This window comes from Shewanella sp. FJAT-51649 (assembly GCF_019457435.1).
GTDB classification, from domain to species: domain Bacteria; phylum Pseudomonadota; class Gammaproteobacteria; order Enterobacterales; family Shewanellaceae; genus Shewanella; species Shewanella mangrovisoli.
In genome coordinates this window covers 1,925,693-1,950,516 of record NZ_CP080411.1, presented here as the reverse complement: position 1 = coordinate 1,950,516, position 24,824 = coordinate 1,925,693, and the positions used below count along the sequence as shown (strand labels likewise).

Below are 24,824 nucleotides of genomic sequence, written 5' to 3'. Positions count from 1 at the left end.
GCAAAAATAGGGGTGAAGTTCATCGGCTTAACCGATGTTCGGCTGTGGATCACAGGGGATATAAAAACACAGGCATAGTGGATTTTCTTTGAACTTGGCGACAAATCTTTCCCCTGAAAGCGAAACATCTGTGCGCCAATTCAAACTCTATTACATGCGTGTATTAGATAGTACTCACTTTAACGCAATTTCTTGTTATGCTATGACGCTGTTCACTACCCAATTCTTTTCTTAGATAACGACTGGACATCATGAATCCTTGGATTTTAGCCATCAGGCCCCGCACCTTACCCGCGGCAATCGGTCCCCTGTTAATTGGTAATATTCTGGCACTGCACCTTGAGCGTTTTAGCTGGTTAATTGCCGCCACCTCGATGTTGTGCGCCATCCTATTGCAGATCGCGGTCAACCTCGCCAATGACTACTTTGACTTTAAAAACGGCATTGATACTGCCGAACGTATTGGTCCGGTTCGCGTAACCCAGAGTGGCATGATCCCCCCCCATAAAGTACGCAATGCGATGGTCCTCTGTTTAGTACTAGCATTAACCGTGGGCTCGTATTTGATTTGGCATGGCGGCTGGCCGATTGCTATTTTAGCGGCGGCGGCCATTTTAGGCGCCCTCGGCTACAGCGGCGGCCCTTATCCTCTGGCATCACACGGGCTAGGTGAAGTCGCCGCCTTTGTGTTTTTTGGCTTAGTCGCCGTGGTCGGCAGCTATTATCTGCAGGCGGGTGATACCAATATGAATGCCTGGCTACTTGGCTGTGCCATTGGCTTATTTAACGCCGCCATTATGTTGGTCAACAACACCCGCGATATTCGTACCGACACCCAAGCGGGCAAACATACCCTCGCGGTGAGGATTGGCGAGGCGCAGGCCAAAGTCTTGTATCAAGCCTTAATTTACTTGCCCTTTGGTTTAGTGATCGCGGGATTCTTACTGGGGATCCTGCCGGGATTACCGGTACTGCTGGCGGGCTTATCCCTGCTTATTGCCCGTAAACTGAGCAGCGATTTCTATGCCGTATCGGGTGAAGCCCTCAATCCACTATTGGGACGCACGGCAAAACTCACCATGATATTCAGTACCCTATTCAGTGTGGGACTGGTGTTTACCGCCTAAATGGGAATATCAACGTCTCGGGATTGCCTCAGAGTTGAGTTAAAGACCAGCCCGCAAGGCGGCTAGGTTAAAATAGCCAAGGCTTAAAATACAAAAAGGTTCGTCACGATGCGTTTAATACGCAACATGACGAACCTTTTGCTTTTAAGGGCAAATTAAGACCAGAGATAACCCGATATTGCCGTGTTAAATAACACGCCACTAAATTGATGTGTGGCTTTTGGCGTCTGCAAATGCGCCGCCCCAAAACACACATGCAAAGGAATTAAGTGTTCTTCCCTTGGGTGGCTAAAACGTGCCTCCGGAGCCGATTGCCAATCGATTAATTGCGCCTTTGCTTGGCTATCGCCTGATGTCATTACATCGGTTAACCAAGTATCAAACCCTTGGCTGCGAGGCAACACCTTAGGATCGCCGGAGAAAAACGCCCGCATATTGTGAAACGACATGCCTGAACCGACAATCAACACCCCTTGCGAGCGTAATGCAGCAAGGGCCTCGCCAATAGCGATATGAGCACTCGGGTCGAGGTGCTGCACTAAGGACATTTGCACCACAGGAATATTCGCCTCCGGATACATCAACTTAAGTGGCACAAAGGTGCCGTGATCGAATGCGCGCTGATTGTCGAGCCGCACCGAGATTCCACTTGCATTGAGCAAACCAGCAATAGTTTCGGCAAGCTGCGGCTCACCGGGCGCGGGATAAGAAAGCGTATAGGCCTCAGGTGGAAAGCCATAGTAATCGAACAACATGCCAGGATGTGGATGGCTCGACAGTGTCACCTGCGCCTCTTCCCAGTGTGCCGTCACCAATACAATGGCCTTGGGTGTCGGGATAGTATCCGAAACCTTGGATAAAAATGCCCTTAACTCCAGATGATTTACATCATTGAGTAGCGGTAATGGCCCGCCACCATGGGGAACAAATAACACTGGCATTAAAGCGGAATTCGCGTGCGTCATAATAAACTTCTCTTGATGAAACCGTTAGTTATCACTTGTAAATCAGATCTTGCCAGCCTTGTGACTAAGAATTAGAAAGCCGCTTTCATGTCCACCAGCTGACGTTGAAAACGCACTAATCTATCAACGGTTTCATCGAGCTTGATGATTAAAAACAACAGCGCAGATAAAGACAGTGCGGGTAACGCGCTCAGGGTGGTTTCGTAATTAAAGTGGTAGTAAATAGCCCCCATCATCACCGACAGTAATGCCGTCGCCGACAGGACTCGATATTCACGCCAGCCAATGCCAATCGCGCCCAGCACTTCAATCACACCGATAAAATAGCCAAAACCCGTGGGCAAATTCATCACGCTAAAGGGCACATGGAAAAACGGCACGCTGAGTAACTTGCCCATGCCCGAGAATAAAAACACTATGCTCATCGCCAGCGTCACCACCACCGCCGCACGATTTAAGGTATTGGCACAGATAAAGAGTTTTTGAGGGTCAGTCTCGGCAACGGTTTTATCTGCATTGCCTTTGGCTAAACATAATTGATTTATCGACATAACTACCTCATTACTCATCTCTTTTAGCCCCTGTTCAGCATTAACCCTCGCTAAACGGCACCCTAAACGCAAAGTAGTGGACTCGCATTGAGCCCACTACTGTCATATGGCGGAATTATGCGCCCACAAAAAATAAATAAATATGGAATAATATCTAACATCTCCTAAAATAATTCTTTATTTGTTTAAGAGTCTTGCCATGACCTTAGAACAACTGCTGATGTTCAATACCGTCGCCCTCGCCGGCTCACTAAAGGCCGCCAGTGACAAACTTCATAAGACCCAACCGGCGATCAGTCAGAGCATTAAACAGCTGGAATCCCAGTTAGATTTAGTGCTGTTCGACCGCCAAGGGTATCGCTTAACGCTCACTCAAGAGGGCCGAAAGCTGTTGCAATACGCCCAGCGCGTGTTGAATGAAGCGCAGGAGATGCGACAAGTCGCTAAGCATTTAGCTAAAGGTAACGAGGCCAGTATCACCTTAGCCTTCGAAGCATCCTTTAATCTTACCCGCATCTTGCCGATACTGGAGCGCACACAAAATGAGTTCCCTCACACTCAAATCATTCTTAAACAAGAATATTTAACCGGCGCGCTCGAAGCCTTAAATCAAGGCAAAGCCGATATTGCGATTTCAGCGGGCGGCATTGATCCTGTCCGTTCCAGCCAATTTGAGCTGGCCTACTTATTTTCAGGTAGTCTGTTGGATGTGGCCTCACCGCGCTTGCTGAGTCGGCACCCCACTCTAAGCCATGTGCGTGAATTGGTGAACGAGTACCAAATTGTGATCCAAGATACTGGCACTGGCACCGCCAATATCGAATTTGGGGTGCAAGCTGGGCAGCGCCGTTGGTACGTTAATGATTTTTATACGAAGAGAATGCTCATTCAGAGCGGCATGGGCTGGGGAAAATTACCACATTATTTGGTGGAACAAGCCCTCGCGGATGGAAGCCTATTACCACTGGAACTGCGCGAAAGGCAAAACCTTATCCAACTCGATTACTATGTGATGCGCCCGCCCCACTCGCCATTAGGCCCAGTGGCACAGGCACTGTGGAAAAACTTAGTCCAATTAGCCGCAAAGCAAAGCGTCTAAGCAATCTAGGTATCATACGCTCAAGATATGTCGACTGAATAAGCATTTATGGAGCAGCCGCAGAGCTAATGACTGAGCAGATTCAACCACTCTTGGGGACTTGCCAAAATAAATTGATACTCGCCGCCATCAATCAAGGTGATTTTTATCGCATCAGAGGTCACAGGTAAAATACCTCCGCCCTTACCCCAACAGGATTCAACCTTGGCGATATCTTTTCTTTGCAGCTGATAAGGCCCAAGTCTTAAGGTTTTATTGTAGGGGGAGAAACAAACCAGCTGCTCGGTGACACTTAGCTGGCCATCGGCTCGCGCCACACCATCTTGCGCCGTCGCGATAGCTGACTTGATTAGGCTTTCTTGAATAGTCTGATTTTCTTGCATAGTTTCACTCCATTGAATAGTACTAATAGCTTTATTCCAACTTACCAAACACTGCAGCTATTTCAAGTTTAACGATATTCACTTCCACGATACGACTTACGACGGGCTGTTACGATAGCCCCTCAATTTAGGCACTAAAGCTGATGCATTCAGTATTCATTATGCTGATTCAGTAAGTGTCTATCGTTGGTTTATCCTGCCATCTGCGGCCACTGTGACCTAATTTGTCCGACAGACCGCTTAATCATTCTTATCCCGTGAATAAATTCACTCAGCGTTGATAATAAACAACTGACCAAAAATCAAACTGCTCGCCTTTGGCGGCGCACCAATCCGGAAACGGCTCAACCCCAGCAAGAGTGGAATACTCCTCCCAGCAATTGATCATCGACAGGTAATAATCATACCTGTTTTGCAGCCTTGATTTACTCTCCTGCGTTTGTAACCGCGTGATTAATGCTTGTGCTGACGCTAGCGAGTCTTTTGCCCGCGATATATCCCCCAGCAATACAGATTCAGATAAATGGTGGGTCTGAAAATCGACACTGTTTAAATGGGACAACGCGACTTGAGTGAGGCAAATTTCATCGGTAGGCTCGAGCGCCAACGCCCTTTCATAGGAGGAGATATCCTCGCCAATGAAGCCTAACCATTTGTTGGGGATGGGATTATTGGGCTCATCTAATGCCCATTGGGTTAGCACGCCTTTAAGCAAGACGATAAGGGGATAAGCGAGTAACTGGTGTGTTTCACGGTGCCAAAAGCCTAAGGAGGATAGCTCCTCCGCCATTTGCCTCTGCTCGGCCAAGGGCTGGGTTTTACAGTGTGATACGAATTTATTTACCGTCGCAATCGCTTGCTTCTTTAGTCCTTGCTCTTTTTGCAGGCAATATTGACCAAAAAGTTCATACCCCTTCCGGGCAGAATACAGGGCCCCTATCGCCTTTAATCCTTCAAAGTTGTCGCTATTCCAGTAGTTCATAGAGGTGTTTAAGTTAGTAGCTTGATTTAGGTGTTTAAGTTAGGCGTTTGAGTTAGGTGCTTGAGCTTCGTGGTCTTCACCAACAAGGTATCTTCGGTCAGTAAAAATATACCCCTTAAGCGCAGATTGTAATCGCCAAGCCCATCTGAAACCAAATGATTTACCATTAAGCAGTTAACTACCCACGGTTTTTATCTCAACTTGGCCACTTTTATCACTGCTATTGAGCAGACCTCCAAAATAATAAAGGGCCTTGCGGCCCTTTATTCGATGTTAACCTAACAAGATGATTATTGGATTTCTTGCTTGGCGAGTGCGCGGTCAAGTTTGGCGCGCTCAACCTCTGGTGAGGCTTTAATCGCTTGAATTAAACCGAGCAGATCTGTGCCCTCTTCGGCGGCAAGCAACAATAAATTGTTGTTATTTTGCCAATCTACTTTTAGACCATGGGCCTTAGTAAAATCGGCAGCCGACACACCAGGTTTTAACTTAACCACTAATTTACCGGTCATTTCGGCAAAGGCCTTACCCGATTGGGTGACCACTTTTTGCCCTTTGACCAACTGCTTAGCCTGCTTGACCCCTGACTCAGTTTTTACAAAGTAAGGCGTATCCAAACCTAAAAACTCAGCACGACTAACCTGAAAACCCTTAGACTCAGTTTGAGGTTCAGTAAATTCGACTTTGTCATGCGCCATCGCCTGCACCGACAGTGAAAGGGCCACAGCCACTAACGATAAATTTAACGCTTTCATTGATTACTCCTTAAGATGCAGACTTGGCAGCATGGCCATGGAAACGAATTGACCAACCTTTCAGCTTGCCATCGGCTTCGTTAGGGATAGAGATATAGCCTTGATCGTATTTAACAAATCGATAGCTACCGCTATTCACATCAATCAGCTTGATTGTCCATTCACCTTTTGATGATTCGCCATAGAAGGCATTCGATAACATAGGAGTTGCATCGTAGCCAGTGACCAGATCATCTGGGTCAGTTTTATCCATCACACCTTGGTAAACTAAACCGTTATAAGGTGTCATCAACACACTCTTAGTACCCGAAGGTGAAATCAGCTCGACCGCTAAATCCGGTAGACGTAGGTGGTCGGCAGTCAGCTCAATCTGTACGGCTTCAATCACTAAATCGTCTGCGACCACTTGGGTATCAGTCACACCATTGACGTCCGCATCGGGGATAGCCTTAGTGAGTTCAGGGCTTGCTTGCCACTCAGTGACCACATAGTCACCTAAATCTTCGGCATAGGATTTAGCCAGTTTAACGGCTTCGGTAAGATCCACACGACCAAAACCATAGAGGTTATGGAAAGAGAATCCAGCCGCGTTTTGCAACCAGCCAGGGATAGCCGTGTACACTGGAGCGGCTTCACCTTCACCTATGGTCACCGTTTTAGGTGCAATATCCGCATCTACTTTGGTTGCAGTCTTGGCGAGGATATAGCGAACATCACGCCAAGAGAGATCTGGATTCGCACTCATGATCACCGCCACCGCGCCCGAGGTATTTGGCGCCGCAGACGAGGTGCCATTCATGGTCGAAGTGTAGTCACAGTTAGGGTTTAATGGGTTCAACCCACCGTGGAATGGCGTGCTCGGTCTATCTTCAGCAATCGCGGAACCATTCTCACATCCCATACGGTCGGTAGTCACAATTGCAGGATCATCATCACCATATTCACCACCCGGTGCAGTGACGAAAATGTTCGAACCCACAGATGAGTAGCTTGAGAGCTCGCCCTTAGCGTTAATGGCACTGACTACTAAGTTATACACGTTAGCATTGTCAGAGGACATGTTAGAGTTATGGAAAGGTAAGCCGTGGTTAGCAGGCTTTTCCGCCGTTGCAGTGAAGTAATCCCCTGGCAACCAGAAGGTGCGGTAACGATAGTAGTTATAGCCGTTGCCCGCAGATTTAACGAAAATACTGCCTTTACCATCGAAACTTTGGGTTGCAATATCTTGATAAACCTCTGTTTCATCCTCATCAAAACCATGGGGGAATGGCACGCTGTAACCATAGCTTTGGTTAAAGACACGCGCGCTATCACTATAGGCACTGGCACCATGTGATTTAGCAAAGTTTTCAAATGTTTGAACGTTCTCGACTTTACCCGTTGGGTCTTGATCTAAAAAGTTAAAGCCAATCAACTTAGCCTTAGGCGCAACACCACGACCGCCGATGCCATTCCAGCCCTCGGCTGCAATAATTCCACCAACGGCAGTACCATGGCCCGATTCACCCGAGAAAGGCGTTGGGTCAACTGTACCGGTAATCAAATTATAAGAACCGCCATTGACCGTGTTGTTCATCAAATCTGGGTGCGCAATCTCTAAACCATCGTCTACCACAGCAACGGTAATACCTTGTCCCATGGCATTATCTGAAATCGCACCGCTCACATTCATATCTTCACCAGCCACACCGCGGTGAGCCGCAAAAGCATTCTGCCCGGTGTTTTTTAAATGCCATTGGTAGGTAAAGAGGGGATCGCCATGCTTAATATTGATTGTCAGATTGGCTTCAGCCTGTAATTGGCCGTCGGACACTTTGAACCGAACCACTTCAGTCCCTTCGCTGGCATCGGATGCATAGGTAAATTCGCCAGTGTTTTTATTCACTAGCGTAAAGGTGCCCAGTTTAAGATCGGCTGGGTCAACCAACGAATAGGTCAAACCACCTTCGGCATCGCTCGCTTCTAGTTTTCCAGTAAACAGCATCGACTGTGACACATCAACAGTCATATCCGCCGTGGTCGGGGCAGTATTCACTTTAGGCACAGGTGCCGGAGCCTTCTTATCATCGCTCCCACAGCCAGCCAATAAGGCCGCCGTGATGCTCAATGCAACAATGGACATACGCATAGTAGACATTCCTTCTTGTCATTACTTATTGCAACTTAATTTGGCGTGATAATTTTGATTAATCTTATTCCGCATTAAGTTCTGTTATTTTAGTTATTCCCTATGATTCCCGATAAAACACAAGCACCAAATAGGAAGCAAAGATTTAACACAGAAGAAATAATTGTGAAAACAAATATAAATAGAATGGCAGACCGATTAAATATTTTTGATTATTTTATCGACAATACCAAAAAGAAATCAAGATAAGTTAAAGCGAGGCACATTGGAGCAAAATCAATGTAAAACAATGAATTACATACCATTAAATTATTTTAAATTTACAGTATGGCAAACAGTTAAACACACATACTTTTTTACATTTTTAAATATTCAAATCCTCTTATGATGTTACACTTATAAAAATAACCATACTATAGATACGGTAAATAATATAATTAAACACCGCTAGATTAACATTTAAATAACACATAGTGTTTATCAAAATAAAGCCAAGCAATAAAAAAGCCCCTATTTAGGGGCCTTTTTACAATCTATTTAGAGTTTAATTAATACCCTGTTTGGGGCACTCCAATCTAAATGATATTTCTCGCCAGCGGGCTTATCTAAGCGCTCAAAGGTATGGGCACCGAAAAAGTCCCTTTGACCTTGAAGCAAGTTTGCTGGCAGGGTCTCGCTGCGGTAACTGTCGTAATAGGCCAATGCCGAGCTAATACAAGGCACGGGGATCCCTTGCATCACAGCCGCCGCCACCGCACTGCGCCACTCGGTTTGTTTTTCCGACAAGGTCGTTGCAAAGGTGTCGGCCATCAATAAACAGCTTAAGTCCGCATTCGCTTGATAAGCTTGAGTGATAGATTGCAAGAAGGTGGCACGAATAATACAACCCGCACGCCAAATCTTCGCGATTTCAGCAAAATCGAGCTGCCATTTTTGCTCCTGCGCCGTCATCGCCATCAGTTGGAAGCCCTGGGCGTAGCAACACACTTTCGCGCAATAGAGCGCACTCTCTAAGGCATCGATTAAACTGGCTTTTTGAGCATCATCCATCGCCACTGAGGCAGGACCTGCGAGCTTTTTACTGAGCTCAACACGGAGGGATTTTTGGGTGCTCACCGCGCGCGCATAAACCGCTTCGGCAATGGTGGGAGCCGGGCAACCAATTTGCAAACTGCTAACCGCAGTCCAAAGCCCGGTGCCCTTTTGCCCAGCTTTATCGAGGATCATCTCAACTAACGGCTGACCAGTTAACGGGTCCGCTTGTTTGAGTACTTCGGCGCTGATCCCCATCAGATAGCTGTTTAAACTGCCCTTATTCCAGCGTTCAAACACCTCACCCACCTGTGCCGCACTCATGCCTAAGCCATCGTGCATTAACTGATAGGCTTCGCAAATCAGCTGCATATCGGCGTATTCAATCCCGTTATGCACCATTTTCACATAATGCCCAGCGCCAGCAGGACCAATATAGGTCGTGCAAGGCTCACCCTCGGTCACGGGATTACCCGGCTCAAAACGCTCAATAGGCAGCCCTGTTTGAGGATCTACCTTTGCAGCAATGGCCTTCCAAATCGGCGCAACATGCTGCCAAGCTCCAAGATCGCCACTTGGCATTAATGAAGGACCAAAACGGGCCCCCACTTCTCCACCCGAAACCGCCGAACTGAAGAAGATAAATTTCCCTTGGTAACGCTTTTCGCGCTCAACGGTGTCCGTCCAAAGACTGTTGCCCGTATCGATAACGATATCGTCCGCTTCGATGCCGGCAGAAATCAAGGCATGACATACCCCATCCACAGGCGCACCCGCAGGGACTGACAGCACGAGAATACGGGGGTGAGCGAGGCTTGCTAACATTTCTGAAAGATTAGCACAGCCTGTAATACGCAGATCCTGTCCTACACGTTCTTGTTTTTCTTGTTGTAAAACACCGTTGACTTTAACAGGATCAAGGTCGAAGGCACTGACGCGATATTGATTGTCGGCAATGTTTAGCGCGAGGTTTTTGCCCATCACGCCAAGGCCAATCACGCCAATGTCATTAAGATTGCTGTGGTTTTGCATTATATAATTCCCACGGGTCACAGAGGTTAGAAATAACCAATTTGGAGGTGTAATTATATCGGGCTTTGTAACTTAATTACCAGAGACAATAGGCGATGCATACGATTGGCAATCTCGATTACAGCCTAAGATGTGTTGTTTTTTCAGGAGAATATTCCTAGATTTCATCAAACATCTTTACCAATCGTATACATCTGGGCAAGCTCTTCCCTAGGGAAGTAAATGGATTAATGAGCGAGTTTTAAGCCGAGCACGCCAAGCAAAATGAGGATTAAGCTGGCGATTTTCAGCAGGCTCACGCCCTCACCTAACAGAATAATGCCCGCAATTGCCGTGCCCATGGCACCTATGCCGACCCAAACGCCATACGCCGTGCCTATCGGTAGCTGTTTAACCGCCAGCCCCAACAGCAGCACACTCACTGTCATGGAGAATACAGTAAACACACTCGGCCAGAGGCGGCTAAATCCGTCGGTGTACTTAAGCCCGATCGCCCAACCAATTTCAAATAGTCCAGCAAGAATTAATAGAAACCAGCTCATAGAGAACTCCCATACGGGGTCGTCCCCAAATTGATATCGGCGTATTTAGGGTCGTCCCTAAGCCGTTGTGAAATGTGTAATGTCGCTAACAATTTGAATCTAGATATAAAGCTTAAGATCCAATTCCTTAATAGTGCTCCGTAAAGACTTAACTATTAAGTATGCGGGCTAGACTAGCAAATAGTGATATATAAGAGCAAGCCTTGGGCTCCAGCGATTTCTCCCAAAATAAAAGCGATAGCCTGATGGGACTGCTCTCATCAGGCTATCGCTTTATCTTGGCTGTACGGCCCTTATTTTTGACCGCTCACTACTGCCTTGTCAGATTACCCTACAAGAGCATCGGCATAACCCATGCGGGTTAAGGTCGTGCGGACTAAATCGAGGGTCTGCGGATCTTCAATGGTCGCTGGCGCCGTATATTGCTGATTATCGGCAATTTTACGCATAGTGCCGCGCAGGATTTTGCCCGAGCGGGTTTTCGGTAGCTTTTGAATCGCACTCACCAACCTAAAGGACGCGACGGGACCAATTTCTTGGCGAACGAGGGCAATTAACTGCTTATGCAGTTCCTCGTCCGTAATGGTCACGCCCTTTTTCAGCACCACTAAGCCCAAGGGCACTTGGCCTTTGAGTTTATCATCGACACCAATCACGGCCGCTTCGGCTACATCGGGATGCTGACACAGGACCTCTTCAAATCGCCCGGTGGAGAGTCGATGGCCGGCTACGTTAATAATGTCATCGATACGGCTCATGATATACAGATAACCATCTTCATCCATGTAACCCGCATCCCCCGTAAGGTAATAGCCTGGGTACATAGATAAGTAACTGTCTTGATAGCGTTTATTATTTTGCCAGAGTGTAGTGAGCGTACCCGGTGGCAACGGTAATTTGATGACCACGTTGCCCGAGACATTCGCCGCCACTTTGGCGCCTAGTTCATCGACCACATCGACTTCATATCCTGGGACGGGTCGACCGGGCGATCCCGCTTTAACCGCAATCGGTGCCACCCCCATCAGGTTCGCAGCCACAGGCCAGCCCGTTTCTGTTTGCCACCAATGGTCGATAACCGGTTTATACAGTTTGGCTTCAGCCCAATGTAAGGTATCGGGATCGCAGCGCTCCCCAGCCAAAAAAACATTCTTCAAACAGCTTAAATCGACACCTTGGATAAATTCGCCGTCGGGATCTTCGCGCTTAATGGCACGGATCGCCGTGGGCGCCGTAAAAAAGCTTTTGACTCGATATTTAGCAATCGTGCGCCAAAAGGCGCCGGGATCAGGTGTGCCTACGGGTTTTCCTTCATATAACAAGGTCGTCGCCCCGACAAGCAGCGGGCCATAGACAATATACGAATGCCCTACAACCCAGCCCACATCCGATGCAGCCCAAAACACATCCCCTTGGGCAATATCATAAATATTGGCCATGGACCAAGCCAATGCCACCGCATGGCCGCCATTGTCCCGCACCACGCCCTTGGGTTGACCCGTGGTCCCCGAGGTATAAAGCACATACAGGGGATCGGTGGCTTTCACTGTCACACAATCGGCACTGTCGCTAGTACATAAGGCGGTTTGCCAGTCCTTATCGCGCCCCGCTTGCATCTGCGCCTCATATTGGGGGCGATTTAAAATCAAGCAGTGCTCAACTTTGTGCACGGCTTCATTTAATGCTTTGTCCAGTAAGGGTTTATAGGGCACCACGCCCGAAGGTTCAATCCCGCAGGAGGCGGACATTACCAACTTTGGTTTAGCATCATTGATCCGGGTCGCCAGCTCATTAGCCGCAAAGCCGCCGAAGACCACCGAATGGATGGCGCCAATGCGCGCGCAGGCAAGCATGGCATAGGCGGTCTCGGGCACCATGGGCATGTAGATGACCACACGGTCTCCCTTAGTCACGCCAACGCTTTGCAAATAGCCCGCAAGCCTTGCCACTTGAGCCTGCAACTCACAGTAAGTAATGCTGTATTCGGTTTCCGTCACAGGGCTCACGTAATGGATGGCAATTTGCTCACCACGCCCCGCCAACACGTGCCTGTCCACCGCGTTGTAGCAAGTGTTTAACTCGCCATCGCTAAACCAGTGATAAAACGGTGCCTCGCTTTCATCTAATATTTGTTTGCTCGGCGTAACCCAGTCTAAGGCCTTGGCGGCTTGTTGCCAAAATGCCTGTTTATTCGCAATAGATGTCTGATGTAATTGTTGTCCAACATCTGTCATAAGGCCTCCCATCATGACACTCACCCGTGTCACCACAGATGAAACTCTCCCCTTCCTTCCCAAATTGATTATGACCTGCCCAGCGCTATTCCCCCATTAGACTAAGGGATATAACCACTAAAACTGTTAAACATGTTGGATAATTGTACAGCACACTTGCTGCACGGAATGTTTCAACATAGTCTTATGTCTTTAATGGATTTTTTCATGGAAAGAAATACTCATTATGATGCGCTTCAAACAATTCAAACCTGCTTTACTCCTGATCCTCAGTCTCGTTAGCGCGAGCAGCTTTGCATCAACCCAACAGCTAGAGACTTTACTCGAACCTTTATCTATTGGTGAACGAGCCAAGGTCGACAACACTCAGGTCATTAGTGCCAAGTTGCTGTCGCGGGTCTACCAAGTGCGTCAATACCAGCCGCTTTGGCAAGACAGAGACTACGCGGGCACTATGCTCGATGTGATAAAAAGTGCCGATGATGAAGGATTGTCGAAGGAAGATTATCACTACTCCAAGCTAGTCGAACTTTACCAACAGCTCAGTGCCTCGAATTGGCAGGATGAATACCGCAGCAGTGTATTTGAAGTGCTGCTAAGCGATGGGATCATCACCTACGCCATTCACTTGCTAAACGGCAAAGTGAACCCCAGTATGCTCGGCAAAACCTGGAATTATGATGAAACCCATCTGGATTTCGATACCACGTTAAAGCAGCTCGAAGAACACATTAAAGCACACACTGTGGCTGATGCTATTGCAGGCTTAGCACCTAAGATTGCGCCCTATCACCAACTTAAACAGTATCTTGCCCAGTACAAAGACTTGGCGGCCCGTTATCCCTTTAGCCCCATTCCCTATACGGAAGTCATCAAGCCCGGCAGCACTTCCCCTTCGGTACAAGGCATTGCTACACGGCTAACAGAGTTAGGTTACTTAGCTGCAAGCACGCCAGCGGATAATAGCGCCGCCGTGAACCAGCCCTTAACGTACGACAGCACGCTTGAAGCTGCGGTGCGTCAATTCCAAACCGACCATAGTCTCAAAGCCGATGGCGTGATTGGTGCGGGCACTATGGCGGCGCTAAATGTGCCCTACTCGCAACGGGTCGATCAGATCCGTATTAACCTCGAGCGAGCGCGCTGGTTATCGGCAAATTTGCCCGCCAATTACCTTATCGTCAACTTGGCAGGTTACGAGCTGTTACTCTTTAAAGACAACAGCTTAAGCTGGCGAACCGACATTATCATCGGCAAAATTAACGCTAAAACACCGCTGTTTAAATCCAAGTTAAAATACGTGGTTGTTAACCCTACTTGGACTGTGCCCCGCAGCATCTCCACCGAAATCATCAATCACTTGCGTAAAGATCCCGATTATTTACAGAAGAAACACTTTAAAGTGGTCGAAGGCTCGGGCACGCCCGTGGATGCAAGCGGCATCGATTGGCACAGTATGACGCGCAAAAACTTCCCCTACTGGTTTGTGCAAGACCCGGGTGAAGATAACTCACTGGGATTAGTTAAGTTTATCTTCCCTAACCAATACTCGATTTATCTGCACGATACGCCAGCAAAAAGTCTGTTTGAACAAACGGATAGAGCCTTCAGTCATGGCTGTATTCGAGTCAAAGATCCGCTCGTGCTGGCGGATAAATTGCTGAGTGCCAATGCCAATTGGTCAAGTAACACGCTCAGTAGCAAATTAAGTGAGGGAAAAACGGAAAACCTGTTCTTAGATGAACCCTTGGACATTTTGATCATGTATTGGACCGTCACCTTAAAGGACGGGAAAATCAAGTTTTACAATGACGTATATAAACGCGATCCGGTACTTATCGAGGCGTTAAACCGCCCAACTTATGAGGGTGTGTTAGCCGATGATGGCTTGCTCAACACCATGGAGTAAGCGCCGATAATCGCGGCTTTTGATACAAGTTGCTTGCTCACTCCACTGCGCTGCGTTGCCCAATTGTAAGACGAGGGCAATGCGGCACTTCCCCGCGTTGACGAAGTCTTTTCGACTCAGTGTTTAGATCATTAATATCAATAGGTTGAACTGAGGTCACTCTAGCGAGTGGCAACAAGAATTGACAAAAAATTCAGACTAACCACGCCACAATCTTTACCTTTACGTAAACTTCATATATCTTGCTAAAAAATGATTAACTAAGGTGCCTGAATGAGCGCAACTAACACGCCACAAACGACTTATTCGATCAGTGATCTCTCCAAAGAGTTTGATATCACGACCCGAAGCATTCGTTTTTACGAAGACCAAGGCTTACTTAAGCCAAAACGTCGCGGTCAAACCCGTATTTACAGTCTTAAGGACAGGGTTCGACTCAAACTTATCCTGCGCGGCAAGCGCCTTGGGTTCTCTCTCGCAGAAACCCGTCGCCTGTTCGAACTTTACGATGCCGACAAGAGCAGCACTACCCAGCTCAATACCATGCTTGCCCTAGTGGAAGAGAAAAAATCCGCACTGCAGCAGCAAATGGACGACATTAAAGTGGTACTGATGGAGCTGAATTCGGCCGAGCAACAATGCCGCCTCGCCCTAGAAGAAAGCAAGGCCAAGGCCTAATTCCTTCGAGGCTTGCGAGCATAGCATTAATCAACACCTCAGTTGGTACGACCGCGTGACAGGGATAAATCACGCACTGTAAGACGGTTTTAAAGACTCAAGCACCTAATAATCATAAAAATATAAATTAGAACCTAAGATAGGACACAAGCAATGAACTCACTCTACACCAGTCTCAATTTTGGCCTAGGCGAAGAAGTCGATATGCTGCGCGATGCGGTGCAAGATTTCGCTAAACACGAAATCGCCCCTATTGCCGCTAAAGTCGACCACGACAACGCCTTCCCTAACGAAATTTGGCCCGTGCTCGGTGGAATGGGACTCTTAGGTGTTACTGTGCCTGAGGAATACGGCGGTGCGAACATGGGCTATCTTGCCCACGTGGTCGCCATGGAAGAGATTTCCCGCGCCTCGGCCTCTATCGGATTAAGTTACGGCGCCCACTCTAACCTGTGCGTAAACCAAATTAACCGTAACGGTAATGCAGAGCAAAAGGCCAAGTATTTACCAAAGCTGGTCAGCGGTGAACATATCGGCGCGCTGGCGATGAGTGAGCCCAATGCAGGCTCAGATGTGGTTTCAATGAAGCTGCACGCCCGTAAAGAAGGCGACCGTTATATCCTCAATGGCAACAAAATGTGGATCACCAACGGTCCCGATGCCAATACCTATGTGATTTATGCCAAAACCGACTTAACTAAGGGCGCACACGGCATCACGGCCTTTATCGTTGAGCGTGGTTTTAAAGGTTTCAGCCAAGCACAAAAACTCGACAAACTGGGAATGCGCGGTTCAAACACCTGTGAACTGGTGTTTGAAGATGTCGAAGTGCCAGAGGAAAACATTCTCGGCGGCCTCAACAATGGCGTTAAAGTGCTGATGAGTGGCTTAGATTACGAGCGCGTCGTGCTCTCAGGCGGCCCGCTTGGGATCATGAACGCCTGTATGGACATCGTCGTGCCTTATATCCACGAGCGTGAGCAATTTGGTAAATCCATCGGTGAATTCCAATTAGTCCAAGGCAAATTAGCCGATATGTACACAGGTATGAACGCCGCTAAAGCCTATGTGTATAGCGTAGCGAAATCCTGCGATCGCGGTGAAACCACCCGTAAAGACGCCGCAGGCGCCATCCTTTACAGCGCGGAGCTGGCAACCAAAATGGCTCTGGATGCCATTCAATTGCTCGGCGGTAACGGTTACGTCAACGAGTATGCGACTGGCCGCTTACTGCGCGATGCCAAACTCTATGAGATTGGCGCTGGCACCTCAGAAATTCGCCGTATGCTGATTGGCCGCGAGCTCTTTAACGAATCGAAATAAGCAGCCTAGGGCGAACGGCGCATGACGAGCTTTAGCCTTTCATGCTCCTCGCCCACCGAGCCAACTGATACTGAGTTACCGCTTTATAAGGACAATCAAAGTGACGCAATTAAGCAGTCGTATCAACGCCCGTAGCGATGAATTTAAAGCCAAATCCGACGATATGGCCGCCCTAGTGGCCGATCTTAAAACCAAGCTTGCCAAAATTGAACTCGGCGGCGGCCCCGTTGCCCTTGAGCGCCATTTGGCCCGCGGTAAACTCCTTCCCCGTCAACGGGTTGAGAAACTGCTCGACGCAGGTTCGCCCTTTTTAGAGCTGTCACAGTTCGCGGCCTTCGACGTTTACGATGAAGAAGTGCCCGCCGCAGGGATTATCGCCGGTATCGGCCGAGTGAGCGGCGTAGAGTGCATGATTATCGCCAACGATGCCACAGTCAAAGGCGGCACTTACTACCCTATCACGGTCAAAAAACACTTAAGGGCACAAGAGATTGCCAGCCGCTGTCATCTGCCCTGTATCTATTTAGTCGACTCTGGCGGCGCTAACTTGCCCCGTCAGGATGAAGTATTCCCGGATCGCGACCATTTCGGCCGGATTTTCTACAACCAAGCACAAATGTCCGCCAAGGGCATTCCGCAAATTGCGGTGGTGATGGGTCTGTGTACTGCGGGCGGCGCCTATGTGCCTGCCATGGCTGATGAATCTATTATCGTTAAAGAACAAGGTACTATCTTCTTAGCTGGGCCGCCGTTAGTTAAAGCCGCGACCGGTGAGGAAGTCAGCGCCGAAGAACTCGGCGGCGCCGACGTGCACACTAAAATTTCAGGTGTGGCGGACCACTTAGCCCAAAACGATGAGCATGCCTTAGAGCTTGCCCGCCGTGCAGTGCTGCGTCTAAATCATCAAAAACAAATCAGCAGTCTGCTGAGCCCAGTTAAGCCACCTAAGTTTGATATCAGCGAACTCTATGGCATTGTCGGCACCGACTTGAAAAAGCCCTTCGATGTGAAAGAAGTGATCGCTCGCATCGTCGACGACTCGGATTTCGATGAGTTTAAAGCCAACTATGGCGCCACCTTAGTGTGTGGTTTTGCCCGCATTCACGGCTATCCCGTGGGAATTGTGGCCAACAACGGCATTTTATTCTCAGAATCGGCGCAAAAAGGCGCGCACTTTATCGAACTGTGCTGCCAGCGCAAGATACCGCTGCTGTTCCTGCAAAACATCACCGGCTTTATGGTGGGTAAAAAGTACGAACACGAAGGTATCGCTAAGCATGGCGCCAAGATGGTGACCGCAGTGTCCTGCGCCAATGTGCCTAAATTCACTGTGATTATCGGTGGCAGCTACGGCGCGGGTAACTATGGTATGTGTGGCCGCGCCTTCGAACCGACCATGATGTGGATGTGGCCCAATGCGCGCATCTCTGTGATGGGTGGCGAGCAAGCCGCTGGCGTATTAGCCACGGTTCGCCGCGACGGCTTAGCCCGTAAAGGCGAAGAATGGTCTGCTGAGGATGAAAAGGCCTTCAAGGCGCCGATTATTGCCCAGTACGATAAAGAGGGTCATCCCTACCATGCCAGCGCCCGCCTGTGGGATGACGGCATTATCGACCCGGCGCAAACCCGTGATGTGGTGGGCCTTGCCCTGTCAGCCGCATTAAATGCCCCTATCGAAGACACCCGTTTCGGCGTCTTCCGTATGTAGCGCATCTTGCGATGCCTTACGTATCACTCATAGAGGGAATCACTATGACGGGAATAATGATGACTGACACACAACACCAGAACACTAGCACTCAATCCTTAGCTAATTTGCAGCACGTCAGCTATGCGCTGAATAACGGCGTGGGCGAGTTAATCCTTAACCGCGCAGAAGTGCACAACGCCTTCGATGAGGTGATGATCAGCGAAATGATCGCCGTCCTCGGTTATTTTGCCGAGCACAAAGACTGCAAACTGTTGGTATTAAAAGCCAATGGCAAAAACTTCAGCGCAGGCGCCGACTTAAATTGGATGCGCAAACAAGCCAAGATGGATTTTGAGCAAAATCTGAATGACGCCAAGGCGCTGGCTAAGCTGATGCAGGATTTAGATACCTTTCCAAAACCTACTATCGCCTTAGTCCAAGGTGCAGCCTTTGGCGGCGCGCTTGGGTTAATCTGCGCCAGTGATATAGCCATCGCCACCGAGCGTGCCAGTTTCTGCTTAAGCGAAGTCAAACTAGGGCTGATCCCCGCAGTGATTAGCCCCTACGTTGCGCGCGCTATGGGCAATCGTGCCTCACGCCGCTATATGCTGACCGCGGAGCGTTTTGATGCGCAAACGGCGCTCAAACTCAATGTTATCCATGAGATTAACGATGATTTAGCGGCCGCAGCCCAACCGATTATCACCGCGCTACAGGCCAACAGTCCGCAGGGAATGGCATGGGTAAAGACCCTACTCGCCCGCCTCGAAGATGGCGTGATAGACCAAGATACGATTGATTACACCAGCGAGCGCATCGCCCGCATTCGGGTATCTGATGAAGGCCAAGAAGGTTTAAACGCCTTTTTTGAGAAACGTCAGCCGAACTGGCACACGCCAACAGATACTCAAGGAGTTCTTTGATGTTGACTAACAGCATGTTCACTAAGCTTTTAATTGCTAACCGTGGTGAAATTGCCTGCCGCATTATCAAAACCGCGCAGGCCATGGGCGTTCGCACCGTAGCCTTATATTCCGATGCCGATAAAAACGCGCGCCATGTTGCCATGGCCGACGAATCGTTTTACTTAGGTGGCAGCGCCCCAGCGGATTCTTACCTCAAGGGCGACTTGATTATTGAGATTGCCAAAAAAGCTCAGGCGCAAGCCATTCATCCAGGCTATGGCTTCTTATCGGAAAATGCCGATTTTGCCCGCAAGTGTGAGGCGGCCGGAATCGTATTTGTTGGCCCAGGCAGCGATGCCATCGATGCCATGGGCAGCAAGAGCGCGGCCAAAGCCATTATGACGGCGGCACAAGTGCCTTTAGTGCCGGGTTACCATGGCGACGATCAAACCGATGCCACCCTCAAGGCCGAAGCCTTAAAAATCGGCTTCCCGATGCTGATTAAAGCCGCCTACGGTGGCGGTGGCAAAGGTATGCGTATCGTTGAGCATGAAGGCGAAATCATGGACGCCATCAACTCGGCGCGCCGTGAAGCGGCCTCCTCCTTCGGTAACGATAAGTTATTGATGGAGCGTTATTTACGCCAGCCTCGCCATGTCGAAGTGCAAGTGTTTGCCGATACCTTTGGCAATGCGATTTACTTATCGGATCGCGACTGTTCGATTCAGCGCCGTCATCAAAAAGTGGTCGAAGAAGCGCCAGCCCCAGGTTTAAGCGATGAGCTGCGCGCCCAAATGGGTGAAGCCGCCGTAGCCGCCGCCAAGGCCATCGATTATGTCGGTGCGGGAACCGTTGAATTCCTGTTAGATACCGACAATAGCTTCTACTTTATGGAGATGAATACTCGTCTGCAGGTAGAGCATCCCGTGACCGAAATGGTGACGGGCCAAGACTTAGTCAAATGGCAGTTAATGGTCGCCAGTGGTCAGCCGTTACCGCTCAAACAGGACGAAGTGCGTATCCATGGACACGCCTTTGAGGTGCGTATTTACGCCGAAGATCCGCAAAATGAGTTTTTACCCGCCAGCGGTAAGCTCAATTTCCTGCGCGAGCCCGAGCAAAGCAAATACGTGCGTATTGATTCCGGCATCCGTGAAAACGATGTGATCAGTAATTTCTACGATCCTATGATAGCCAAGCTCATCGTGTGGGATGAGTCGCGTCCACGTGCGCTACAACGCCTAGTGCATGCCCTCGAGTCCTATCAAATCAGCGGGCTTAAGCACAATATTGAATTTCTCGCGAATATTGCCGAGCATCCCGCCTTTGCCAAGGCGGATTTTAGCACCGACTTTATTACCCGTTACGGCGATGCGCTGATTGGCAGTGCTTCGAGCGAAACCGATACGGCTATCGCTTTTGCCGCCCTGTATCAAGTACTTGCCCGTAAAGAAGCCGCCAAAGCACAGGCGATTAATAGCGCCGATCCTTACTCGCCTTGGGGCCAAGTCAGTGGCTTTAGACTCAACAGCGTTAGCCAGCATACTATTGCCCTGCTCGACGATGCCCACGAGTTACAACAATTGGTATTGTTAGACTTTGGCGATCACTATCAGCTATCTCTGCCAACGGAAGAAGGTCATGTCAGCAAGTCCCTTAGTGGTGAGCTTAAGCAGGATTTACTGTTAGCCGAAATCAACGGCCATAAGAGTAAAGTGCCAGTTAGCGCTCAGGGCGATGATTTTACCTTGTTTTTACCCTCAGGCAGTTATCACTTCAGGGCGGTTAAAACCCAAGTGGTTGAGGCAGAATCGAGCAATGAAGATAAGCTCAAAGCCCCAATGAACGGCACAGTCGTCACCCACTTAGTGGAAGTCGGTGCTGAGGTGAAGGCAGGACAAGGGCTACTGGTGATGGAAGCGATGAAGATGGAATACACCATCGAAGCGCCCTTCGACGGTATTGTTACCGAGTTCTACTTCAAGGCGGGCGAGTTAGTGAGCGATGGCGCAGTGCTGCTCCATGTAGAGCCCAAAGCCCAGAGCGAGGAAGCCTAAATGTCTGCGCTGGATCTTTCGAACTTAAGCGCCAGCTCGGATAGGGTTAGCCTATTCGAGATGGGGCCCCGTGATGGCTTGCAGAATGAAGCCGCCGTCCCAACACAGGCCAAAGTCGCTTTGATTGAATCCCTCGCCGATGCGGGTGTGAAGCGAATTGAAGCAGGCAGTTTTGTGTCCCCCAAATGGGTGCCACAAATGGCCGATAGCGGCGACGTATTGCGCCAAATTCGCCGTCAAGCGGGCGTGGTTTACAGCGCCCTCACCCCTAATGTCAAAGGCTTAGAGCTGGCGCTGGATGCAAAAGCTTCCGAAGTCGCTATCTTTGGTGCAGCGTCACAAAGCTTTAGCCAACGCAATATCAACTGTTCGATTGAAGAGTCGATTGAACGCTTTATCCCGTTGATGGACATGGCAAAAGCCGCCAATATCCCAGTACGTGGCTATGTGTCCTGCGTTTTAGGTTGCCCCTATGAAGGGGAAATCGCCGCGAGCGAAGTGGCAAGAGTGTCTGAAATCCTTTACAAAATGGGCTGTTACGAAATTTCGCTCGGCGACACTATCGGTGTAGGCACGCCGTTAAAAGCCCGTAAAATGCTGCAAGCCGTGATGGAGCGAGTCCCGGTAGAAAAGCTCGCCCTGCACTTTCACGACACCTATGGCCAAGCATTAGCCAATATTACCGCCTGCCTCGACTTAGGTGTGCGTAGTTTTGACGCCTCAGTGGCGGGTCTTGGTGGCTGCCCGTATGCAAAAGGCGCGTCGGGCAATCTGGCGAGTGAAGACTTGGTCTATATGCTCCACGGACTCGGTTTGAAGACGAGTATCGATTTAGAAAAACTGGCATTAGCGGGTTTTGGGATCAGCAAACAATTAAATCGTCTTAATGGCTCTAAAGTCGCCAATGCAATCTTGCAGGGCGCTAAAGCCTAGGTGCTAGGTGCTAGGTGCTAGGTGCTAGGTGCTAGGTGCTAGGTGCTAGAAACGATTGGACACGAATAACAATTTAAAGGACATCAAAATGGCAGGACTCAATAAAGTCGTCAGCAGCTATGAAGAAGCGTTAACAGGTTTATCCGATGATATGACCATTATGGTTGGCGGTTTTGGCCTGTGCGGTATTCCTGAAGGCTTAATCAATCAAATGGTTAAGATGGGCGTTAAGGGCTTAACCGCCATTTCAAATAATGCCGGTGTGGATGATTTCGGTCTGGGCTTATTGTTAAAACACCGCCAGATTTCGACCATGATCGCCTCCTACGTCGGTGAGAACGCCACTTTCGAACAGCAAATGCTCTCTGGCGAACTGAATGTGATTTTAACGCCGCAGGGCACGCTGGCGGAAAAAATCCGCGCCGGCGGTGCAGGCATTCCGGCGTTTTTCACCGCCACAGGCTACGGCACCCCCGTGGCTGAAGGTAAAGAAACCCGTGAAATCAAAGGCCGTCACTATGTGTTAGAAGAATCTCTGACCGCCGATTTTGCCCTCGTTCGCGCTTGGAAGGCCGATACTATGGGTAACTTAGTGTTCCGCAAAACCGCCGCTAACTTTAACCCTATGATGGCGACTGCGGGCAAAATCACGGTAGTGGAAGCCGAGTTTATTGTGGAGCCGGGCGAGCTCGATCCTGATCATATCCATACTCCCGGCATTTATGTTGATCGCGTCATCCAAGGCAAGTTCGAGAAACGTATCGAGCAGCGCACGGTAAAAGCGGCGAAATAAGAAGCGCGAACGATTAACAACGCAAGCTAAAGCGACAGAGTCTAAGCCCTAAATAAAGACGAAAAATTGAGGCCAATAGCGACTCTAGGTAAAGGAAGGATAAAGATCATGGCATTATCAAGAGAACAACTGGCACAGCGCGTTGCCAAAGAATTACAAGACGGCTACTACGTCAACCTCGGTATTGGCATTCCGACGCTCGTGGCTAACTATATTCCCGCAGGAATGGAAGTGATGCTGCAATCGGAAAACGGCCTGCTCGGCATGGGGGAATTTCCGACGGAAGAAACCATAGATCCGGATTTAATTAACGCTGGTAAACAAACCGTTACCGCAGTAAAAGGTGCCTCGTTTTTCTCCTCCGCCGAAAGCTTTGCGATGATCCGTGGCGGCCATGTGGACTTAACCGTACTCGGCGCCTTTGAGGTCGATGTGAATGGTTCCATCGCCTCATGGATGATCCCTGGTAAGCTTATCAAGGGCATGGGCGGCGCAATGGATTTAGTGGCGGGCGCGGAAAATATTATCGTGACTATGATGCACGCCGATAAGTACGGTAACTCTAAGCTGTTACCCGTGTGCGAATTGCCCCTCACTGGTTACGGCTGTATCAAACGTGTTGTTACCGATTTAGCCTTTATTGAGATTAAAGACGGCGCCTTCCATCTGTTAGAGCGCGCCCCCGGTGTCAGCGTTGAAGAAATTGTTAGCAAAACCGCTGGCAAATTAATTGTGCCAGAGCATGTACCAGAGATGGTGTTTTAAGCATTCTTTAACACTGTAAGTTAATAAACTCACACAATACACATCAGCTAAATGCTAGGCTTAGACCTCCAAATAAGCCTAGCTATCTAGTGAATTACCCAACTAAATTATCCATTGCTAATAATTAGCAAAAACTAAGCAGCTATCACATTGTTAACACAGCTAAAGAAGGGAGAATGCTTAGTGAAATTTCCTATTAGATTCACTTATGACGAAAGCGTTGTACTTTCACTGGGTGCAATACTGTGGGTTGAAGCAATCATCGGCTTATATGGTATTGGCATCTATTTAATTGGTACCTCGCCAAATACCCACGAAGGCATAATATTAGCGGCTGGCATGTGGTTTTATTCCCTATTTTTTCAGATCCCCTACGCGTTCTTTTTATATAAGTATTGGTACAACACTCGCCCCCTAGTAAAACAGCTAACCGTCATATCCATCCCAATATTATGGTTTCTTTATTTTTATCCAGCTTATCAAGGGCTAAATGTTGTTTAAGGTCCATCATTTTAAAACCTATTAACTGAAAGCAATCGATTTACTCGCCTACAGGTGCTGAATCATTGTTACCAAAAGATGTTTTAACTCTTTAGCCATCTTAAGCACAGTTACGGTAAACTCGCCGCAGCCCAAATAGTAAGGATGCTCAAGTTGTTAGCTAAATTCCTCAATAAACGCAGCCGCAAATATATGCATGATCATGTTGCAACAACAGGGTTCCAGCGGATTGAAGATGCGGCCGATGACGTGTTAACCCAGACATTAACCAGAATGCAAAGCCAAGATTTTAATGCCCATGCTATTTTTGCCAAGCGGCTCCCATCGTTGAGTGCTGGTAAAAATGTTGATTAACCATGCATTCCAATAACCCCATATTGATAACCCCAGACTTATGGTTGAGCCTATTCAAGCCTTAAGTCATCCCAATGCAAACGAGA

At 48.7% G+C, this 24,824-nt stretch carries 22 protein-coding genes; 13 read left to right on the top strand and 9 right to left on the bottom strand.

Translation table 11 applies throughout. The features are described 5' to 3' along the window. Positions 1–251 precede the first annotated feature (251 nt). Positions 252–1,127 (top strand): 1,4-dihydroxy-2-naphthoate polyprenyltransferase, encoded by an 876-nt coding sequence (locus K0H59_RS08810; protein ID WP_011716715.1) that lies wholly within the window; start codon positions 252–254, stop codon positions 1,125–1,127. Between the two features lie 155 nt (positions 1,128–1,282). Here K0H59_RS08810 and K0H59_RS08805 read toward each other — a convergent pair whose 3' ends face one another. Together K0H59_RS08805 and K0H59_RS08800 are read right to left on the bottom strand one after the other, a co-directional pair. Continuing rightward, the gene (locus K0H59_RS08805; protein WP_220055268.1) at positions 1,283–2,092 is read right to left on the bottom strand and encodes a class III extradiol ring-cleavage dioxygenase; all 810 of its coding nucleotides are present in this window, start codon (positions 2,090–2,092) and stop codon (positions 1,283–1,285) included. Between the two features lie 71 nt (positions 2,093–2,163). After that, positions 2,164–2,643: a DoxX family protein gene (locus K0H59_RS08800; protein ID WP_011716713.1), complete on the bottom strand. Its 480-nt coding sequence runs from the start codon at positions 2,641–2,643 to the stop codon at positions 2,164–2,166. A 199-nt stretch (positions 2,644–2,842) separates the two neighbouring features. On the opposite strand from K0H59_RS08800, the gene K0H59_RS08795 reads away from it, so the two are divergent. Then, the gene (locus tag K0H59_RS08795) at positions 2,843–3,742 is read left to right on the top strand and encodes a LysR family transcriptional regulator (protein WP_088211385.1); all 900 of its coding nucleotides are present in this window, start codon (positions 2,843–2,845) and stop codon (positions 3,740–3,742) included. 65 nt (positions 3,743–3,807) lie between these two features. Here K0H59_RS08795 and K0H59_RS08790 read toward each other — a convergent pair whose 3' ends face one another. The 7 genes from K0H59_RS08790 to K0H59_RS08760 all read right to left on the bottom strand — a co-directional run bounded on the left by K0H59_RS08790 (position 3,808) and on the right by K0H59_RS08760 (position 12,830). Then, positions 3,808–4,125, bottom strand: a complete 318-nt coding sequence (locus tag K0H59_RS08790; RefSeq protein WP_088211386.1) for a hypothetical protein — start codon at positions 4,123–4,125, stop codon at positions 3,808–3,810. Between the two features lie 271 nt (positions 4,126–4,396). Then, the gene (locus K0H59_RS08785) at positions 4,397–5,107 is read right to left on the bottom strand and encodes a hypothetical protein (protein WP_088211387.1); all 711 of its coding nucleotides are present in this window, start codon (positions 5,105–5,107) and stop codon (positions 4,397–4,399) included. Positions 5,108–5,397: 290 nt separating this feature from the next. Next, on the bottom strand, positions 5,398–5,862 hold the full coding sequence (locus K0H59_RS08780; RefSeq protein WP_220055267.1) for a hypothetical protein: 465 nt from the start codon (positions 5,860–5,862) through the stop codon (positions 5,398–5,400). A gap of 10 nt (positions 5,863–5,872) precedes the next feature. Further along, positions 5,873–7,990 carry a S8 family serine peptidase gene (locus K0H59_RS08775; RefSeq protein ID WP_011716707.1) on the bottom strand — a complete coding sequence of 706 codons (2,118 nt, stop codon included), beginning with the start codon at positions 7,988–7,990 and terminating at the stop codon, positions 5,873–5,875. A 537-nt stretch (positions 7,991–8,527) separates the two neighbouring features. Continuing rightward, complete coding sequence (gene gndA / locus K0H59_RS08770; protein ID WP_220055266.1) at positions 8,528–10,054, bottom strand: NADP-dependent phosphogluconate dehydrogenase; 1,527 nt, start codon at positions 10,052–10,054, stop codon at positions 8,528–8,530. Between the two features lie 227 nt (positions 10,055–10,281). Beyond that, a complete protein-coding gene (gene sugE / locus K0H59_RS08765) occupies positions 10,282–10,596 on the bottom strand; it encodes a quaternary ammonium compound efflux SMR transporter SugE (protein WP_011716705.1) in 315 nt (104 codons plus the stop codon). 326 nt (positions 10,597–10,922) lie between these two features. Further along, positions 10,923–12,830 carry a propionyl-CoA synthetase gene (locus K0H59_RS08760; RefSeq protein ID WP_088211390.1) on the bottom strand — a complete coding sequence of 636 codons (1,908 nt, stop codon included), beginning with the start codon at positions 12,828–12,830 and terminating at the stop codon, positions 10,923–10,925. A gap of 226 nt (positions 12,831–13,056) precedes the next feature. On the opposite strand from K0H59_RS08760, the gene K0H59_RS08755 reads away from it, so the two are divergent. The 11 genes from K0H59_RS08755 (at position 13,057) to K0H59_RS08705 (ending at position 24,738) form a co-directional block, all read left to right on the top strand. Further along, on the top strand, positions 13,057–14,739 hold the full coding sequence (locus tag K0H59_RS08755) for a murein L,D-transpeptidase (RefSeq protein ID WP_220055265.1): 1,683 nt from the start codon (positions 13,057–13,059) through the stop codon (positions 14,737–14,739). Between the two features lie 273 nt (positions 14,740–15,012). Further along, positions 15,013–15,417 (top strand): MerR family DNA-binding transcriptional regulator, encoded by a 405-nt coding sequence (locus K0H59_RS08750; RefSeq protein WP_011623082.1) that lies wholly within the window; start codon positions 15,013–15,015, stop codon positions 15,415–15,417. A gap of 153 nt (positions 15,418–15,570) precedes the next feature. Further along, positions 15,571–16,740: an isovaleryl-CoA dehydrogenase gene (locus K0H59_RS08745; protein ID WP_011716702.1), complete on the top strand. Its 1,170-nt coding sequence runs from the start codon at positions 15,571–15,573 to the stop codon at positions 16,738–16,740. 100 nt (positions 16,741–16,840) lie between these two features. Continuing rightward, the gene (locus tag K0H59_RS08740; RefSeq protein ID WP_220055264.1) at positions 16,841–18,448 is read left to right on the top strand and encodes a carboxyl transferase domain-containing protein; all 1,608 of its coding nucleotides are present in this window, start codon (positions 16,841–16,843) and stop codon (positions 18,446–18,448) included. Between the two features lie 59 nt (positions 18,449–18,507). Next, positions 18,508–19,353 (top strand): enoyl-CoA hydratase-related protein, encoded by an 846-nt coding sequence (locus K0H59_RS08735; protein ID WP_041412601.1) that lies wholly within the window; start codon positions 18,508–18,510, stop codon positions 19,351–19,353. After that, a complete protein-coding gene (locus tag K0H59_RS08730) occupies positions 19,353–21,392 on the top strand; it encodes an acetyl/propionyl/methylcrotonyl-CoA carboxylase subunit alpha (protein ID WP_220055263.1) in 2,040 nt (679 codons plus the stop codon). The genes K0H59_RS08735 and K0H59_RS08730 overlap by 1 nt, the downstream gene beginning before the upstream one ends. After that, on the top strand, positions 21,393–22,325 hold the full coding sequence (locus K0H59_RS08725; RefSeq protein WP_220055262.1) for a hydroxymethylglutaryl-CoA lyase: 933 nt from the start codon (positions 21,393–21,395) through the stop codon (positions 22,323–22,325). It abuts the gene before it with no gap. Positions 22,326–22,413: 88 nt separating this feature from the next. Further along, positions 22,414–23,118 carry a CoA transferase subunit A gene (locus K0H59_RS08720; protein WP_011071999.1) on the top strand — a complete coding sequence of 235 codons (705 nt, stop codon included), beginning with the start codon at positions 22,414–22,416 and terminating at the stop codon, positions 23,116–23,118. A gap of 108 nt (positions 23,119–23,226) precedes the next feature. Next, a complete protein-coding gene (locus K0H59_RS08715) occupies positions 23,227–23,883 on the top strand; it encodes a 3-oxoacid CoA-transferase subunit B (RefSeq protein WP_188870481.1) in 657 nt (218 codons plus the stop codon). 183 nt (positions 23,884–24,066) lie between these two features. Next, on the top strand, positions 24,067–24,384 hold the full coding sequence (locus K0H59_RS08710; RefSeq protein WP_220055261.1) for a hypothetical protein: 318 nt from the start codon (positions 24,067–24,069) through the stop codon (positions 24,382–24,384). Between the two features lie 153 nt (positions 24,385–24,537). Continuing rightward, a complete protein-coding gene (locus tag K0H59_RS08705) occupies positions 24,538–24,738 on the top strand; it encodes a hypothetical protein (protein ID WP_220055648.1) in 201 nt (66 codons plus the stop codon). Positions 24,739–24,824: the final 86 nt, after the last annotated feature.

What these genes read in the sequence shown, in the direction of transcription:
- K0H59_RS08810 (WP_011716715.1), top strand. Translation starts at nt 252, where the DNA reads ATGAATCCTTGGATTTTAGCCATCAGGCCCCGCACCTTACCCGCGGCA.
- K0H59_RS08805 (WP_220055268.1), bottom strand. Translation starts at nt 2,092, where the DNA reads ATGACGCACGCGAATTCCGCTTTAATGCCAGTGTTATTTGTTCCCCAT.
- K0H59_RS08800 (WP_011716713.1), bottom strand. Translation starts at nt 2,643, where the DNA reads ATGTCGATAAATCAATTATGTTTAGCCAAAGGCAATGCAGATAAAACC.
- K0H59_RS08795 (WP_088211385.1), top strand. Translation starts at nt 2,843, where the DNA reads ATGACCTTAGAACAACTGCTGATGTTCAATACCGTCGCCCTCGCCGGC.
- K0H59_RS08790 (WP_088211386.1), bottom strand. Translation starts at nt 4,125, where the DNA reads ATGCAAGAAAATCAGACTATTCAAGAAAGCCTAATCAAGTCAGCTATC.
- K0H59_RS08785 (WP_088211387.1), bottom strand. Translation starts at nt 5,107, where the DNA reads ATGAACTACTGGAATAGCGACAACTTTGAAGGATTAAAGGCGATAGGG.
- K0H59_RS08780 (WP_220055267.1), bottom strand. Translation starts at nt 5,862, where the DNA reads ATGAAAGCGTTAAATTTATCGTTAGTGGCTGTGGCCCTTTCACTGTCG.
- K0H59_RS08775 (WP_011716707.1), bottom strand. Translation starts at nt 7,990, where the DNA reads ATGCGTATGTCCATTGTTGCATTGAGCATCACGGCGGCCTTATTGGCT.
- gndA (WP_220055266.1), bottom strand. Translation starts at nt 10,054, where the DNA reads ATGCAAAACCACAGCAATCTTAATGACATTGGCGTGATTGGCCTTGGC.
- sugE (WP_011716705.1), bottom strand. Translation starts at nt 10,596, where the DNA reads ATGAGCTGGTTTCTATTAATTCTTGCTGGACTATTTGAAATTGGTTGG.
- K0H59_RS08760 (WP_088211390.1), bottom strand. Translation starts at nt 12,830, where the DNA reads ATGACAGATGTTGGACAACAATTACATCAGACATCTATTGCGAATAAA.
- K0H59_RS08755 (WP_220055265.1), top strand. Translation starts at nt 13,057, where the DNA reads ATGATGCGCTTCAAACAATTCAAACCTGCTTTACTCCTGATCCTCAGT.
- K0H59_RS08750 (WP_011623082.1), top strand. Translation starts at nt 15,013, where the DNA reads ATGAGCGCAACTAACACGCCACAAACGACTTATTCGATCAGTGATCTC.
- K0H59_RS08745 (WP_011716702.1), top strand. Translation starts at nt 15,571, where the DNA reads ATGAACTCACTCTACACCAGTCTCAATTTTGGCCTAGGCGAAGAAGTC.
- K0H59_RS08735 (WP_041412601.1), top strand. Translation starts at nt 18,508, where the DNA reads ATGACTGACACACAACACCAGAACACTAGCACTCAATCCTTAGCTAAT.
- K0H59_RS08730 (WP_220055263.1), top strand. Translation starts at nt 19,353, where the DNA reads ATGTTGACTAACAGCATGTTCACTAAGCTTTTAATTGCTAACCGTGGT.
- K0H59_RS08725 (WP_220055262.1), top strand. Translation starts at nt 21,393, where the DNA reads ATGTCTGCGCTGGATCTTTCGAACTTAAGCGCCAGCTCGGATAGGGTT.
- K0H59_RS08720 (WP_011071999.1), top strand. Translation starts at nt 22,414, where the DNA reads ATGGCAGGACTCAATAAAGTCGTCAGCAGCTATGAAGAAGCGTTAACA.
- K0H59_RS08715 (WP_188870481.1), top strand. Translation starts at nt 23,227, where the DNA reads ATGGCATTATCAAGAGAACAACTGGCACAGCGCGTTGCCAAAGAATTA.